At 33.6% G+C, this 16,314-nt stretch carries 8 protein-coding genes; 3 read left to right on the top strand and 5 right to left on the bottom strand.

Annotated elements, in window-relative coordinates:
- The first annotated feature begins 68 nt into the window (after window positions 1-68).
- Window positions 69-839, top strand: coding sequence for a patatin-like phospholipase family protein (locus tag AC4FRF_RS09405; protein WP_491159240.1), 771 nt, complete (start codon window positions 69-71; stop codon window positions 837-839).
- A gap of 157 nt (window positions 840-996) precedes the next feature.
- Window positions 997-2,226: an ATP-binding cassette domain-containing protein gene (locus tag AC4FRF_RS09400; protein ID WP_491159239.1), complete on the top strand. Its 1,230-nt coding sequence runs from the start codon at window positions 997-999 to the stop codon at window positions 2,224-2,226.
- 53 nt (window positions 2,227-2,279) lie between these two features.
- On the opposite strand, the gene AC4FRF_RS09395 is transcribed toward AC4FRF_RS09400, so the two are convergent.
- From AC4FRF_RS09395 to AC4FRF_RS09375, 5 genes are all read right to left on the bottom strand, one after another.
- Window positions 2,280-3,788 carry a calcineurin-like phosphoesterase C-terminal domain-containing protein gene (locus AC4FRF_RS09395; RefSeq protein WP_491159238.1) on the bottom strand — a complete coding sequence of 503 codons (1,509 nt, stop codon included), beginning with the start codon at window positions 3,786-3,788 and terminating at the stop codon, window positions 2,280-2,282.
- A gap of 1 nt (window position 3,789) precedes the next feature.
- Window positions 3,790-5,595 (bottom strand): alkaline phosphatase, encoded by a 1,806-nt coding sequence (locus AC4FRF_RS09390; RefSeq protein WP_491159237.1) that lies wholly within the window; start codon window positions 5,593-5,595, stop codon window positions 3,790-3,792.
- Between the two features lie 148 nt (window positions 5,596-5,743).
- Window positions 5,744-7,486, bottom strand: coding sequence for a RagB/SusD family nutrient uptake outer membrane protein (locus tag AC4FRF_RS09385; RefSeq protein ID WP_491159236.1), 1,743 nt, complete (start codon window positions 7,484-7,486; stop codon window positions 5,744-5,746).
- 16 nt (window positions 7,487-7,502) lie between these two features.
- Complete coding sequence (locus AC4FRF_RS09380) at window positions 7,503-10,472, bottom strand: SusC/RagA family TonB-linked outer membrane protein (RefSeq protein WP_491159235.1); 2,970 nt, start codon at window positions 10,470-10,472, stop codon at window positions 7,503-7,505.
- 175 nt (window positions 10,473-10,647) lie between these two features.
- Entirely contained in the window at window positions 10,648-14,343 is a 3,696-nt protein-coding gene (locus AC4FRF_RS09375; RefSeq protein ID WP_491159234.1) for a two-component regulator propeller domain-containing protein, read from the bottom strand.
- Between the two features lie 262 nt (window positions 14,344-14,605).
- Here AC4FRF_RS09375 and AC4FRF_RS09370 point away from each other — a divergent pair, with 262 nt between their 5' ends.
- Entirely contained in the window at window positions 14,606-16,201 is a 1,596-nt protein-coding gene (locus AC4FRF_RS09370; protein WP_491159233.1) for a DUF4435 domain-containing protein, read from the top strand.
- Window positions 16,202-16,314 lie beyond the last annotated feature (113 nt).

The raw sequence follows: 16,314 nt of genomic DNA, 5'->3' as shown, positions 1-16,314 counted from the left end.
GTAGAATTCAATAATAATGGTAATAACAACAGACTTTCAACCTCAAACTGTAAACCATAAACAGCAAAATGAAAACTAAAATTGGGATTGTATTTTCAGGTGGTGGCGCCCGAGGCATAGCGCACTTAGGATTACTAAAAGCCTTAGAAGAATTAGGTATCCAAGCCACACATGTTTCTGGAACAAGTGCAGGCGCTATTGCAGGTGCTTTTTATGCTGCGGGTTATTCGGCAACAGAAATCTTAAACATTTTAAAAAAAGGCCATATTTTTAGCTTCTCCAATCTTTTAATAAAAAGACAAGGCTTATTTGCTATGAAAGGATTTCATGATATTTATATCGAATGTTTCCCTAATAACTCCTTCGAAGATTTACAAATTCCATTATACATTACCGCTACTGATATTTTAAGAGGTGAATTGGTCTATTTTTCCTCTGGTAATTTATCTCAAGCCATTATGGCTTCCTCTTGCCTCCCCTTGTTGTTCCAACCCATAAATTATAACGGTACGCTGTATGTAGATGGAGGTGTTATGAATAATTTTCCCATTGAACCGCTTATGGGGCAATGTGATCTAATTATTGGTAGTTATGTCAACTCAATCAAAAAAGAAGTCAACAAAGTCAATATGAACAACATTCTGGACCGTTGTTTCCATTTGGCTATGAAAAGTTCTGTAGAACAAAAAACCCATAGCTGCAATTTCTATTTTGAACCACCAAACATGAGTCAATTTAGCCTTTACAATCTTAAAAATGCAGATGAAATTTTTGAATATAGCTATCAGTATGCCCTAACCCTAGAAGACCAAATCAAAGCGCTCGATATTCAGTTTTGAGTTTATAGTTGTTAGTTTATGGAAGCTAAGTAATACACATTGCTATTAACTTTCTAAATTCTATATCTTTATTCTCTGCCTCCTAAAGTATAACTCATAACTTCCATCTCCCAACTTCTTTTCCTATCTTTGCAAGCAATAAAAAAGAACCTTTTTAATGACTACTGCTACCCATTGGAACATTTTATTATCCAATCAAATCAATAAAAAAGAATTTATAGAAACCATCCTTTCTGGAAATGCTACTGCCGAATTAGCTCCTTTTAATACTTTGAAAGGAATACTTTATTCTGATTTAGCCATTGATCATTTTATCCAAAAAGAATTTCAATACCTTGAATTGACCGCAGTAGATACTAACCGAAAACTCAGTACCTTTTCTTCAGGCCAACGCAAAAAAAAATTCTTGCAATATTGTATCGATCAAAAACCGGATTTCATCATTTTTGACAATCCGATGGACCATCTCGACCAAGCTTCCCGTGTGGAACTATCAAAATCATTGGAAGAAATGGCCACTCATATTACAATCATCCAACTTATCAACCGTGCTGCCGATTTGTTGCCCTTTATCTCGAATAACCGCCAAATCAATTCGGATGATTTTGTGTTAGAAACAATTTCACCTGAAGCACATCAAACCAAAATTATCAGTCAATCTGGAATTCCACAGCCGGCGCATACAATTGAAAACCAGCAAAACATTTTGGTTCAAATGAACAATGTTTCGGTAAGTTATCAGGAACGCCCAATTGTAAAAAACATCAACTGGACCATTCAACAGGGTGAGTTTTGGCAATTGATTGGCCCTAATGGTTCCGGAAAAAGTACTCTTTTATCCTTAATCAATGGCGACAGTCCTAAAGGTTATGGTCAGGATTTACATCTTTTTGGGCATAAAAAAGGAAGTGGTGAAAGCGTGTGGGACATCAAAAAAAACATCGGTTATTTTGCCACCAATATGACTAGTTTATTTACTAGAAATCATACCCTAGAACAAATGATTCTTTCTGGATTTTTTGATTCTATTGGCTTGTATGACCTACCTACCACCCTACAAAAAAACATTGCCGACCAATGGCTTGACTTAATAGGAATGAAACACCTTAAAAGTAAAATGTTCAAACGCCTATCTGTTGGGCAACAACGCCTAGCTATGATTGTGCGTTCGGTACTCAAACATCCACCTTTAGTGATTCTAGACGAACCCGTAGAAGGTTTAGACGATGAAAATGTAGCTCTGGTGTGCCAATTGATTAATTTACTCAAACAAGAATCCAATATGACCATTGTGTATGTTTCACACCGCATTGAACCCAGCCTAGCTCCTAATGCTATTTTTGAATTGATTCCTTCCGAGGAAGGTTCAATTGGAATTATTAAATAAAAAAACAGTCCAAATAACAGAAATATTGATATTGATATATTTAATTAAAAAAGTTATTCATCTATCCACAATACAGCATTGCCATTGGCTTCCAGATTGATTTTACTTTCTATTGCTTTTACACTCACACGATGTGCTCCCGGGAGCAAATCAAGAGGTTTTTCAATTCGCCATAAATGCTGGCTAATGACTGTAGGTTTAGGAAACTTAGCCATAGACTCATTATCAAATTTCCCTAGTGATTGCAAATGATATAATTTTTGTATTGCTGGAGCAATGCCTTCATATTTACGCATTGCAATCCAGTTTCCATTATCAAAACGGATATAAACCTGAGTTGTTTCATCGGCTGCAAAAACATTGGCATAAATAAAATTATCATTAAAAATATTCAAACTCTTATCCCATTCTTTGGTATTAGCAACAGTAATATTCATTTGTTTATCCGGAGCTGCTCCTGAAACCTTGTATTTGAAATCATATTGCTGATTATCAAAAGCAAGCTGCCAATAGCCTTTAGGTGTGCCATCATACATCATTGCAAAGGGAATTTGATCGATATCATGCGGTCCCTGCCACCAGGAACCACAAACTGCGCCCGCCACGAGTTGGTGTATTGGCTTTTGATTTTCCCTTTCAAAATATTTGTGGTATTGCGTATGCGTATGCCCTGCAGCTACAAAAACATTTTCGAATGGTTGTACTAAAGTGATCAATTCCTCTTTATCTTTCATTTCTTCCAAAGGAATATGCATGTATACAGCAACCGATTCAAACTTCTCTTTCTCTAATGCAATTAGATTTTTTACAAATGCTACTTGCATCGCATCTAATCTTCCCTCATAACCTTTTCCTTCTAAAGGATAAATATTATTCAGAACAATATTTAGTTGTTTTCCATATTCAAAAGCATAATAGGAAGGTCCAAATATGGCTTCAAAGCTTTTATCCCTGTCGATAAAAGCTTTTTCTTTAAAATTTAAATCGTGATTACCTATCGTATAAAATACAGGCGCACCAATGAGTCCCAAGGTTTGCGACAAAGGATCAAAAATGGATAAATTATCAAACGAAAGGTCTCCCAGAGGAACTATAAAATCAATCTCTTTATCCATTAATTCTTCCGTAACTAATTTCCCTACATGATGCACATCGTCTATGACATCCACCTGTGTATCGCCTAACAGAACAATCTTAGTAGGTTTGTTTTCCTGATGTGGATACAAAGCAAAATCATATTTTTCGACCGCCTGAATCGTATCAAAAGGAACAAAAAACTGAACCGTATTTTGTTTATTCAGCCTGAACATATACGATTCCGGTTTGATAACAAAAACCGTATTCCCTTCTATCTTAGCTATTTTGTAATGCCCTTTTGCATCTGTTTTAACAATATCTTTTCCGTTAGAAACCATGATATTAGCTAGACCAACCTCATCAGTATCTTTATTATTATTTTGATTAATATCAATATAAATGGTACCCGAAATTGTTTTTGACGATTGACTAAAAGCGATCAACGTACAAAATGAAACGGCAATGATTAAAACTGTTTTTTGCATTTTATTTTCTCTGATTTAAAACTTCCAGCATTTTATGAAACAACATATTGTTTTCATAAACTCCTGTAAATTTATTCGATTGTGGACCATAAGCAAAAACCGGAATCATAGTTCCCGTATGGTCGTGTGTGATAAAATCACCTTCTATTTCATGTTTTTTTACATTTCCCTGAGGAATGGCAAATCCGGAAGTTTCATGATCGGCTGTGATGATAACCAAAGTTCCTTCGTTATTATCTGCAAAAACTAAGGCTTCGGTAATGGCTTTATCAAAATCTAAAGTTTCAGCCACAATTCCGGCCACATTATTGGCATGACCAAAACTGTCTATCTGAGCACCTTCAACCATTAGAAAAAAGGGGGTGTTTTTCTTTTTCAGAAAGGCCAAACTATTTCTGGTAGCATCAGCTAAGAAATCGTCACGACCATCTAAAACGGATGGCACTCCTTTTTCGGAAACTAAAACACCAATTGCAGGACTTGTTGTTTGAGCGATTTCAGAGATGGAGGACAGCATAGAAAATTGGGAATCAATATTTTTATTTTTAAAGTAAGAAGCTCCCCCTCCTACAAATAAATTCAATTTACTCTTTACTAAATCTGCCGAAATTCCTGCTACATCTCCCCTGTCATTTCTATGCGCAAAAAAAGCCGCTGGTGTGGCACCGGTAATCTCATCGGTTGTAATACATGCTGTTGCGAAGTTTTTCTTTTGCAATATTTCCAAAATATTCTCAATAGGTTTTCCCAGACTGTCTACTCCTATTGCTCTGTTATTGGTTTTTTCTCCTGTTGCTAAAGCAGTTCCTGCAGCTGCAGAATCTGTTGTAAAATCATCCGCCGATTGTGTTTTCAATAAACCAATACTTTTTAATTGGGTCAGAGTCAAAGCACCGTTATTGGCTAAAACTGCCGAAGAAATCTGCGACAAACCATTACCATCACCAATAAGTAAAATGATATTTTTTACTGGCATTTGTTTTTGATCTGTTTTAAATGTAGGGGTATAAACTTTTGAAAAATTAGAAGCAGTAATATATCTTTTTGGTAATGAGCCAACATACTTCACACAATCATAAGGCGTATCCGTATTGATGATATCTACTCCTAAATCCAATAAAGCTTTCCAGGAACTATTGGTATCAGGTGAAGCCCAAAAACGAAATGGCTTATGAAATGATTTTCCCTGAGCAATCACATTTTTGACACGGTTATAATCCTCGTGGGTAAACCTTCCTTTTCCATTCCAAACCGAAAATTTTTTAAAATCGGCACTCACCATTGCTACTCTTTCCAAGTTTTCGGCTGATAGTGGTATATCTAATTCCTGATGATCAAAATAAATATAATCCGGATATTTAGAATAAGTTGCCGAATTGGGTCTATTTCCTGAAATAATGATTTTGATATGCTTATCAGTAATTAAAGTTTGATAATTGTCTAAAATCTTTATCAGACGATTAAGAGTTGATACTGCTTCAGTCTTTAAGTCTATCAGTAAAAAAAGTTCTTTGTCTTTTTTGAATCCTAATTCCAAAGCTTTTGTCAATGGTTTCAGGTATAAATCTTCGAGAGTTCGCTTTGGGTCAATATCTGCCTGATTATGCGCCACGAACAACTTATTGTCTTTTAAAAAAATATCTGCTTCGATTGAAGTCGCTCCATTTGCGTAAGCATCCCAAAAAGGAACAACCTGATTGTAATCGTTATGAGAATGTACTTTAATAGAATTTTGAGCGTAAAGTATAAAGTTTGCTCCTCCAAAAAGAAAAAACAAGATGTAAATAAAGTTGAAAAAATATTTCATTGAAAATAGTTGATGTATTATTTAAGCCTATAAAATTGTATTAAATCCCTAAGCTAATTAAAAAGTCTAAAAAATTAAAGGCTGAAATTAGTATTCGCTTTTGCAAAAACTAGCCAGCCTTTAACCAAAAAATAAAAATCAAATTATACTAGTATCCTTTATTTTGATTTAAATATCCGGGAGTATTAGAAGCCCCATCGATAGCTACCTGTGGTATTGGAAATAATCTGTGATTTACATCAGTATCCGTTTTCTCTGTCCAGGCATCTTCATAATGACCAAAACGAATTTGATTGGTTCTTCTTAAACCTTCCCAGTAAAATTCAAAACCTAATTCTCTATATAAAATATCCAAAGTAATAGTAGGCAAAGCAGCAGGAATTGGAGCACGGGCTGTTCTGGAAGTTCTTACTTTATTCATATCGGCCAAAGCTCCGGCTGTATCACCACTTCTCAATTTTGCTTCAGCACGCATCAAATAAATTTCAGCATATCTCAGTAACACAATATCAACGCTACTGTAATTATTACCGTCTGGTGAAGTATGGCTAAACTGATATTTAGACACTCTGTAACCTGCATGATGCAATCGGCCTTCATTAGAAAAATCAACCTGTAAAGTCAAATCTACATAACCTACATTTTTATCCGGTCCATTACCTTTAATTTGTTTAACCGGATAAATCCTGTACCCATTATCACATTTGTAAAAGGCACCATTCGCATCTTTTCTGGCTGCCCATGGAATTCCTCTTAAAATCCCTCTGTCAATTTCAAATTCTTCCGCTTTAACACAATAATAATGGTTTTCATCATTTAATGGTGATAATCCTGTCAAATCTTTTAAATTCTCAGGGACATGTGCATTATCCTGATAAAATCTGGAATCAGCTTTTGCAGGATCTACACTACCATAAGCATCCACCCATGTTTGATAAAAATCAGATGTAATAGCAGGACCATCCGTTCCATCGGCTTCAATTTTCTCAGGTCTTGGGAACATGGAACCTGGAATTGACCAATAAGCCCAGCGGTTATTTTCATTTTTCAAAACACCTCTCTGATCCAGAGCAAATATTAATTCTTTATTAGAATTATTATCATCATTGAACAAATCAAAATATTCCGGTGAAAGTACAAATTTGCCCGAATTAATGATTTTATCCGTATACTGAATTACTTTATTCATGTCTTCTGTGGTAAACTGAGGCGTTCCATACGGATCTCTGTACACTGCCGCATTCAGGTTTAATCTGGCTAAAAATCCCCAAACAGCTGCCTGCGTCATTCTACCCGGACCTTTATCTGTATTAATGACATCAACAACTGATAATAATTCACTTTCGATATAATCAATAGCGTCCTGACCTCTAAGGACTTCAGAAGTAGCAGCCGATGATTCTTTTTTGAACACCAATCCCCAGCTGTCTAAAGACAACATATTCAAATAAGCTCTCAAAGCTTTCATTTCATAAAGTGCCCCTTCAGCTTCTTTATTTCCACTTTCTGCCAAAGGAGTCAGTACTTCAATAGCTGATAATGTTCTCGAGATATTTTTAGTCAATTCGTTCCAGGAACTAGTAACCAAATCATTTGTAGATGTAATCATGTGCGTATGTGTTGCCAGAAACTTTCCACCATCATACCAGTCTGTACCTCCACGATAAGGCAAAATAGCTTCATCACTCGCAATTAACTGTAATCCAAAATAATTGGTATGCAACCAGGTGGATGAAATTTGACCATAAGCCGGAGCAATTGCTCCACTAATTGCTTCAGCCTGACCACTTCCGGTTAACGATTCATCTAATACTTCTTCATTTAAATTGGTACAACTCCAGTTGAATAATAAACTCGCTGAAAGAGCTGCTAATAATATTTTATTTTTCATTTTGATCCTTTTTTTATTAAAATGCTACATTTAATCCAAATAAAACAGTTCTGCTTTTTGGATAACTGAAATAATCAATTCCAAACGTTTGAATACCTCCAACAGGACTTCCGGTATTGATTTCAGGGTCATAACCACTGTATTTGGTCAACACAAACAAATTTTGTCCAGTAACTGATAAACGAATGTTTTGCATTACATTATCCAATCCTATCCATTTAGGATTTAAGTTGTAGCCTAATGTTGCATTGTTTAATCTCAGGTAACTTCCATTTTCTAAATATCTGGTAGAAACTAAGTTTGAATTAGTTGCCGCTTCATTAGAAAATTCAGAAGCTCTGGCTGTAGTATTAAAAGAGTTAACTAAGTTTCCTTTGTTGAAAGAAGTCATAGCCACGTGATTGTAAATCTTATTTCCTCCTGCTCCATTAAAATTCAATCCTAAATCAAAACTTTTATAATTAAAATTAAAGTGGAAAGCATAAATGTAATCAGGCGTAGCACTTCCGGCTACAATTCGATCATTATCAAGGATTTCTCCATCGTTATTTTGATCCGCAAATTGATTCAAACCATCAGTTCCAATTCCTGTAAACTCCAGTAAATAAAACGATCCTATCGATTCTCCATTAAGTACTCCATTGATAGTAGCCCCTGTTTGACCTGAACCCTGAGCTCCTCCTGTAGTCAAAATTTTATAAGGAGAGTTCACCACTTTATTTTTAGTCAAAGAAATATTTCCTCCGATATTATAACTAAAATCAACCTTTTTATCACTGTTATAATCTAAAGCAAGCTCGATACCATTGTTTTTAATTTCCATATTTGGAATATTAGTCCAATATTTATCTGTAGGCTGGATAGGATCTACCGGTGCAACTTCCAATAAGATATTACTTGAAACTTTATTAAAATAATCAATCGTTCCAGTTAAACGATTATTGAATAAACCAAAATCCAAACCTACATTCGTTTGTGTAGAAACTTCCCATTGAATATTAGGATTCGCTAAACGGGTATAGATGGAACCATAAGGATAACCACTCAAATCAGTCGCTGAAGCATCTAACGGATAGGTATCATTTCCTGTATTACTTTCAGTATAACTAGCTTTAGTTATTTTAGATGGGATTTCCTGGCTACCTGTTTGTCCCCAGCTTGCTCTTAGTTTTAGATTATTAATAACTTCTGAATCCTGTAAAAAGTCTTCTTTACTCAAATTCCATCCTAAAGCTACCGAAGGGAAATATCCGTATTTATTATTCTTTCCAAATTTAGAAGAACCATCGGCTCTCATTGTTCCGGTAAACAAATATTTGTTGTCATAAGCATAATTAACTCTACCAAAGAAAGACTGCAATTCATTTTTAGTTGCATAAGCCGATTGTGTAGTTGGCTCACTGGCTGTTTCAATTTGGTGTCTAGGCTCTACTCCATTATCAGGAAAACCAGATAAGCTAAAACTCTTTTGACTTACAAATGTTTTTTGATACGTATGACCTACCAAAAAGGTAAAATTGTTCACTCCTTGATTTAAATTATAAGTCAATGTATTCTCAAACAATGAGTTATTGTTAGTTGTAAATGTTGAATTCAATGACCCTAAAGAAGTGTTAGTTTCAGTTGTATAAGGTCTATTTTGAATATCTCTGTCTGTCAAAGAATAATCAACACCTAAATTCAACTTATACGTTAATCCTTTTATGATTTCGTAAGAAGGTGAAATATTAGCTAAAATTCGATTGTTATTGGTAAAATCACCATATATTTTTTCACTAATCAAAGGATTAAGTACATCATTGCTCAACCCGGTTGTAGGAACTCCGTTAGTATAAGCAGAATCAGTAGGATTCATCGTAAGCATGTTACCAACAATTGATCGGGCATCCGGACGGGTATTATCCAGTTTAGTAGCCGTCATGTTGAACGTAACATTAAACTTATCATTAAGTGCCTTCTGGCTTAAATTCAAACGTCCTGAATATCGTTTTAAATTACTGTTTCGCAAAATCCCTTCCTGATCGTCATAACCAACAGAAGCTGCATACGATGAAGTTTCTGTTCCACCACTCATAGAAAAGTTAACATTTTTGGAAATTCCAGTTCTGGTTAACACATCCTGCCAATCTGTATTAGCACCTCCATCATTTAAAGTTCCTCCTACAGCAACAACCTGCTTTCTGAATTCATCTGCTCCAAAAACATCCACTTTATTTGCCAAATTTGAAAAGGCAGTAGACATTGATAAATTAATCTGAGTCTTTCCTTTCTTTCCTTTTTTGGTAGTAATAACAATTACCCCATTAGCAGCTCTGGAACCATAAATTGCTGTAGCCGAAGCATCTTTTAAAACTTCAATACTCTCAATATCCTGAGGATTGATAAAGTTTAAAGGATTACTTGCAACTCCATTGGAAGTATTATCTAAGGCAAATCCATCTACTACATAAAGTGGTGTAGTCCCGGAACGTAAACTTCCTACTCCACGAATTATAATGTCCTGTGAAGCACCTGGTTCACCACTGGCAGTTGTAATATTTACACCTGCTACTTTTCCTTGCAACAATTGTCCAGCATTAGCAACAACTCCTTTATTAAAGTTCTCACTTTTTACAGAAGCAATAGAACCTGTTACATCGGATCTTTTTTGAGAACCGTAACCAATTACCACAACTTCATTCAAAGAACTCGTTTCCTCGCTTAAGGAAACCTTTAAAGTTTGATTTCCTGAAAAAGAAACTTCCTTTGTTTGATAACCTATATAAGAAAAAACAAGGACACCGCTTTTTTCTTTGAATTGAATTTTGAAATTCCCATCAAAATCAGTGGAAGTTCCTACTGACGATTGTCCTTTTAAATAAACTGAAACTCCGGGTATGGGAGCTTTTTCAGGGTTAGAAACCACATTACCTGTTACTGTAACCTGCGCATAGGAAAAAGACACAAAGCCTAAAGCAAGTAGTAACATTACATACATTTTTTTCATTTAATTAGTATTTTAGTTTCGCCAAAAGTATTTTAAGACTCAGGTAAAAAGGATGATTTTTGTATCTGAAAAGTGGACAAATCATTCAAATTAGCATCATTTAAGCTCCAAAAAAGAGTGATTTTGCACACTAACATTAAGCTAACACTAAGCAAATACAGGGTTAACCACTCTTTTATACGGATTGGGACTTAAATGCTTTGGGACTTTTACCAAAATACTTCTTAAAAGAGCGTCCAAAGTATTTAGGATCATTATAACCGCATTCAAAACTAACTTCTGAAATATTCAGATTTCTTGTTTTCAACAATAATTCGGCTTTTTGGAGTCGCAAAGATGTCAGTATATCTGAAGGCGATTGTTTTAAGCTTTCTTTAAAAAGGCGGTAGCATTTTACTCTGGATATCCCCAATCGGTTTGCTAAAATTTCGACATTAAAATCAGGTTCCGGAAGTTCTTCTTTGATAATTTCCAGTGCTTTTTTTAATAATTTATCATTAGGAGTTTCGATCGTTTCTTCTGCGGTTAAAATCTGGAAAATCTTCTTTTGAATGTTATTCTCTCCTGCATTTTTTTGTTTTTGATCAACTAATGATTTTATCTTTTTTTGAACAAAAGAAGTACTGGCAGGCAACTGAATTAAAGTATCAATACCGTATTCCAGCAACTGTTCGTTCAATTCATAATTGATATCTTCGGATATATAGAGAATCGGAATATTGAAATGATCCGAATCTTTATTAGAATTTAAAAAATGGATTAACTCCTTAGTAAAAGTCGTTTGGTACAATACAATAACTGCAACATTAATTTGTTTTAAAATCGCATTCAAATGAGTTTCTGAACTTTCAAAAATCAAATGACAATCCGGATGTTCCAGCACTTGGTGAGCAACCGAAAAATTAGATGGATCGCCAAAAACCAAGATTGGCGTATCCTCTAAAGAAAGTTTGTCATCGCTATTGAAATGTTTCCAGGAAATCGTCTCTTTCATTTGCATTTCCTGATGGACATGCTCTAACGGAATTTGTAAAACTGCTTTAAAAACATCTTCCGATTCATTCAGAAAATTTCCTTTTAAATCCTGTAATAAAACCTGAACTGCTTTGAAATACGGACTGTAATGCAGTATGTTATTCCAATTATTTTTTAAAATTTCACTCGTAGAAATAACAACTATTTTCAACGATTGATTTTCATGCTCAATTTTGATATCCAAACTACTTTCGGCATCCGAATATTTACTGATATCATTAAAGAAATATTGGAGTAATAATTTTAAACGAAGCTCATCGATTTCTACAAAACAATCCGAATTAATCATTTCGCAATTAAAACTGACCTGATTGTGCTGTAATTCCTTTTCTATTTTTAGCATACCGTTTTTTAAAACCGGAAATAAATCAATCACTGATTTTTTAACTGCACCAAGTTCTTTAACATGATCCAGATAATTCCAACCGGAAATAAGATTGACTAATTGATTGGACTGATTAATTAATTCCCGATGTTCGGGTGTATTCTTTTTTAAAGTCGCAACATTCTTGATTATCTTAGAAATAGGCTCCTGAAATTCGGATAACATAAAAGATTTGAACTTTTCTATTTCAAAATTTTCTCTTTTAAGATTAGTGTGCAACATCAAAAGTTTTTCTTTTTGAGCCAGGATTTTTTTATTCTTTTTGTCTAATTTTTCATTGATATTTTGTAAATCTCTTTTTTGATTTTCAATCACTTTTGTTCGTTCCTGAATCTGTTGTTCTAAATATTTTTGTTGGGCAATTACTTTTTTATCCATAAAATAAAAGAATAATACCGAAGCAACTAAAATGAAAATGATAATCAGAATGTAAAACAAAATGGTTTCATAAAAAGCTTTGGTGATATGCAAAGAAAAATATACAGGTTTGACTGTTCCTTTTTCACCAACTTTGACTAAAAACTGATAGTTTCCGGAACTCAAATTAGTATACTTTATCTTGCTGTTATTTTCAAGTAAAATCCAGTTGTCCTCTCTGCCTTCCAATTTATAATACACTTTAAGCTTATCATTTACCGGAAACTGAATAGGAATCAGCTCAATTTCTAATTGATTATCGCTGAAACTTTTTTCTATTTCAGCAGTATAATTCTCGTTCCCGTCAACAATTAATTTAATTTTAGGACTTACTTTATTTTCCCGAAGCATATTGGGGTTGAAATAATTCAGGCCGTTCACTCCTCCAAAAAACAATATTCCTTTTTTATCCTGAAAATAAGCACCTTCCGAAAATTCAGCTCCCTGCCAGCCTTCGTTAGGATTAAAGCTTCTTACGCTATAGCTGTTTCTGTCTATAGCTGCTATTCCTTTGGTAGTACTAATCCAAAAAGTATTATTGTTAAGGAGTAAACCATACACCATATGACTGGGTAAACCTTCTTTTTCAGTACAATTTTTTACAATTTTATTTTTTGTTAAGTCGTAAATACTTAAACCTCCTAAGGAAGCAATCCATAAATAATTAGTTTTAGCATCTTTATACAACGAATAAATACTGTTGCCTAAAATACCGTTAGCCGTGGTAATTGTTTTTACTTTTCCGGTTTTTAAATCCAATTGTACTACACCATGATGTTCAGTTCCGGCAAAAAGTTGATTTTTGTAAACCTCAACTTTTCGAACATGTAATTTATTGAACTTCGACTGACCTATAAACGGTTCAAAAGTATTCTTCTTCAAATTAAACTTAGCTACTCCTCCCCAACAGCCAATCCACAATTGGGCATTAGTATCTTCGAAAATAGAATAGTTTCTGCCTGCGGGTAAATTTTCAGTTTTTTGAGGTTCATACAAATCGTATTTTCCATTTTTAATTCGGATTAAACCGGCATAAGTTCCTACCCACACGGAGCCATCCGAAGCAGTAAACAAACTTCTTACTCTCTTCCAGTCAGGATTAGTATTACTTTCGGCGATGGTAAATTTCTGAAACTTATTATTATTTGAATAATAAATTCCCTGATTGTAATAGCCTAACCACATGGTGTTAGTGACATCTAAATTAATTGCACGAATAGTTTCGTTAGGTAAATTCGGATTTTGAACCGGATGCGGAATGATACTTTTTATCTGATCCGAACCCGTATAAGCCATGCTTAAACCACCGTCTTTATGTCCAAGCCATACATTTCCAAAATCATCCTGAAAAAGTTTCTCTATCTCATTACTGTTAAAACTATAAGGCGCATACAAATCATAAGTATAATGCTCGATGTAATTGTTGTTAAAATTAGAAGTCGTATTCGAAATCCGATACAAACCATTACGTCGGGTAGCAAACCAAATCGATCCTTCACGGTCTTTTAAAACATCATTAATGATGACATGAGGATGTTTTGAAAGCAACAAACTCTTAAGATTATCATTCGGATTAACAGGAGCCAACGTTTTTTTAGTCTGGTAAAATTTTCCTTCTTTAAAAACGTAAAACGCTTTTTGAATCTGAATGACAATTTCACCTTGTTCCGATAAGAATAAAGCCGAAGGTGTAGTTTTAAAAAAATAATTTTTAAAATTATGATTGCCCAAATAGACATTCACTGCCCTATCCGTTAAAATCCAAATATGGTTTTGCCTGTCCTTTACAAGTTTGGAAATCATATTCCCTTTCAGGGAATTATTATTATTTAATTCTTCTTTATAAACCGTAAATTGATGTCCGTCATAATAATTTAGCCCATCCCAGCTGGCAATCCATAAACCGCCAGTTGAATCACTCACGATATCCGAAACAGAATTATTAGACAATCCATCAGCAGTAGTTAAGGTTCGGAACTTAATATGCTGACCGGAAACCATACAAGAAATAAGAAAAACGAGAACGTAATACATTCGATACATATACAAAAATTGATACCAAAATTAACTTGACTGTATTAAGCCAGTATCAATCGTATATTACGGTTCTATTAATAAGAATACTAAAGTTTTGTATTTGTGAATTATTTCCTTTCTCATGTAAGAAATAGTTTTATTTTTGTAAATAGAAACATGCGTACAATATGCCAATTAAGCTTAAAACTAGTTTAATTTATGCGCTTATAAACTAGTTAGAGGTCAGGCTAAATCAAAATCGTAAACAAAATTCTAAATTATGGATATAATTCTACCAAAAAAGGCTGGTTTAAACGAATTAATTACTCTCAAAAATGAAAAATCCATTGTTATAATTGGTGCAAATGGTGCGGGAAAAACTAGATTTGGAACTAATATAGAATTAAAATATCCTAATAAAACTCATCGAATTTCAGCTCAAAAATCTTTGACCATGCCGGAACAAGTAAGCCCTACTTCAAAAGAAAAATCAGAAACTGATTTTTTTTATGGTGATGCTAAACATGGAAAAACAAATAAAACTGGATATAGATGGGGAGGAAAACCAAATACATTCTTATTGAATGATTATCAGAAACTCATGGTTTTACTTCATACTGAAGAATACGAAGAATCAATAAAGTTTAAAGAAACTTATAATCCTGGTCAGTCAATTGAAAAACCAATCACTAAACTTGATAGAATTCAGAATATTTGGGAATATGTCTTACCTCACAGAAAATTAGTTAAAAAGGCTGGAATTATTGAAGCTTATCCGACTGGTGACATTTCTAAAATTTATAATGCTTCCGAAATGAGTGATGGCGAAAGAATTGTATTTTATCTTATTGGAGAAATATTATCTGCACCAGAAAACTCAATTATTATCATTGATGAGCCAGAAATGCATATTCATAAATCAATAACAAAAAAACTATGGGATGCGATTGAACAAGAACGACCTGATAGTTTAATAATATATTTAACTCATGATGTTGATTTTGCATCAACAAGACATGATGCCACCAAAATCTGGTTGAAATCATTTGAAAACAATCAAACTTGGGATTATGAAATTCTTGATGAAAACAATCCAATTCCAGAGCAAGTTTTACTAGAGATTCTTGGGAGCAGAAAACCTATATTATTCATAGAAGGAGATAATTCTAGCATAGATTATTATCTATTCCAACATGTTTTTACAGAGTTCACAATTGAACCTTTAGGAAATTGTAATAAAGTTTTCGAAACCACTAAAGCATTTAATGATCAAAATACATTTCATCATTTAACCGCAAAAGGTATAATTGATAGAGACAGGAGAACTATTTCAGATATTGATGCAATTAGAAAACATAACATTTTTGTCCCTGAAGTAGCTGAAGTTGAAAATCTTTTACTGATTGAAAATGTAGTGAAAGTTGTTGCAAAAAGAATGTTTAAAGACCCTGAAGATGTTTTTGAACAATTAAAAAAGAATGTTATTGAACTTTTTAAATCTGAATTGAAATTTCAGGCTATTCAACATACAATTTTTAGTATAAAAAAAATTATAGAAAGAGATTTAAATCCAAAAGTCAATGAGTTCAAACAATTAGATGAAGCAATGACCGATTTCATTAAAGGATTAGATTATTCTAAAATTTATACCGAAATAGAAAATGAATTTATAGTATTTGTTGAAAACAATGACTACTTAAGCATTTTAAAAGTTTTTAATAATAAAGGTATTATTCATACATCTGGATTAGCTCAACTATGTGGACTAGCAAATAAAAACAAAGAATATATGAATTTTGTGATTGCAGTGATGAAAGAAAAATCTAATGATAGTGATGAAATTATTAATAATATGCGTAAAATGATAGAAGTATAAAGTACGAACCGCTAACACACGTATTGCGCCATTTGCGAATTTAGTGGAATTAACGTTTTTTAATCGTATTTTCGTTCAGCCTAAAATACTCGTCTTCGTAAGTCCCAAACTGC

The organism is Flavobacterium sp. ST-158, from assembly GCF_058309975.1.
Note: the sequence above shows the minus strand (reverse complement) of the source record. Positions and strands in the feature narration are given on the sequence as shown.

Bases quoted from the DNA above. Each gene is read 5' to 3' on its own strand.
- AC4FRF_RS09405 (WP_491159240.1), top strand. From the start codon at position 69: ATGAAAACTAAAATTGGGATTGTATTTTCAGGTGGTGGCGCCCGAGGC.
- AC4FRF_RS09400 (WP_491159239.1), top strand. From the start codon at position 997: ATGACTACTGCTACCCATTGGAACATTTTATTATCCAATCAAATCAAT.
- AC4FRF_RS09395 (WP_491159238.1), bottom strand. From the start codon at position 3,788: ATGCAAAAAACAGTTTTAATCATTGCCGTTTCATTTTGTACGTTGATC.
- AC4FRF_RS09390 (WP_491159237.1), bottom strand. From the start codon at position 5,595: ATGAAATATTTTTTCAACTTTATTTACATCTTGTTTTTTCTTTTTGGA.
- AC4FRF_RS09385 (WP_491159236.1), bottom strand. From the start codon at position 7,486: ATGAAAAATAAAATATTATTAGCAGCTCTTTCAGCGAGTTTATTATTC.
- AC4FRF_RS09380 (WP_491159235.1), bottom strand. From the start codon at position 10,472: ATGAAAAAAATGTATGTAATGTTACTACTTGCTTTAGGCTTTGTGTCT.
- AC4FRF_RS09375 (WP_491159234.1), bottom strand. From the start codon at position 14,343: ATGTATTACGTTCTCGTTTTTCTTATTTCTTGTATGGTTTCCGGTCAG.
- AC4FRF_RS09370 (WP_491159233.1), top strand. From the start codon at position 14,606: ATGGATATAATTCTACCAAAAAAGGCTGGTTTAAACGAATTAATTACT.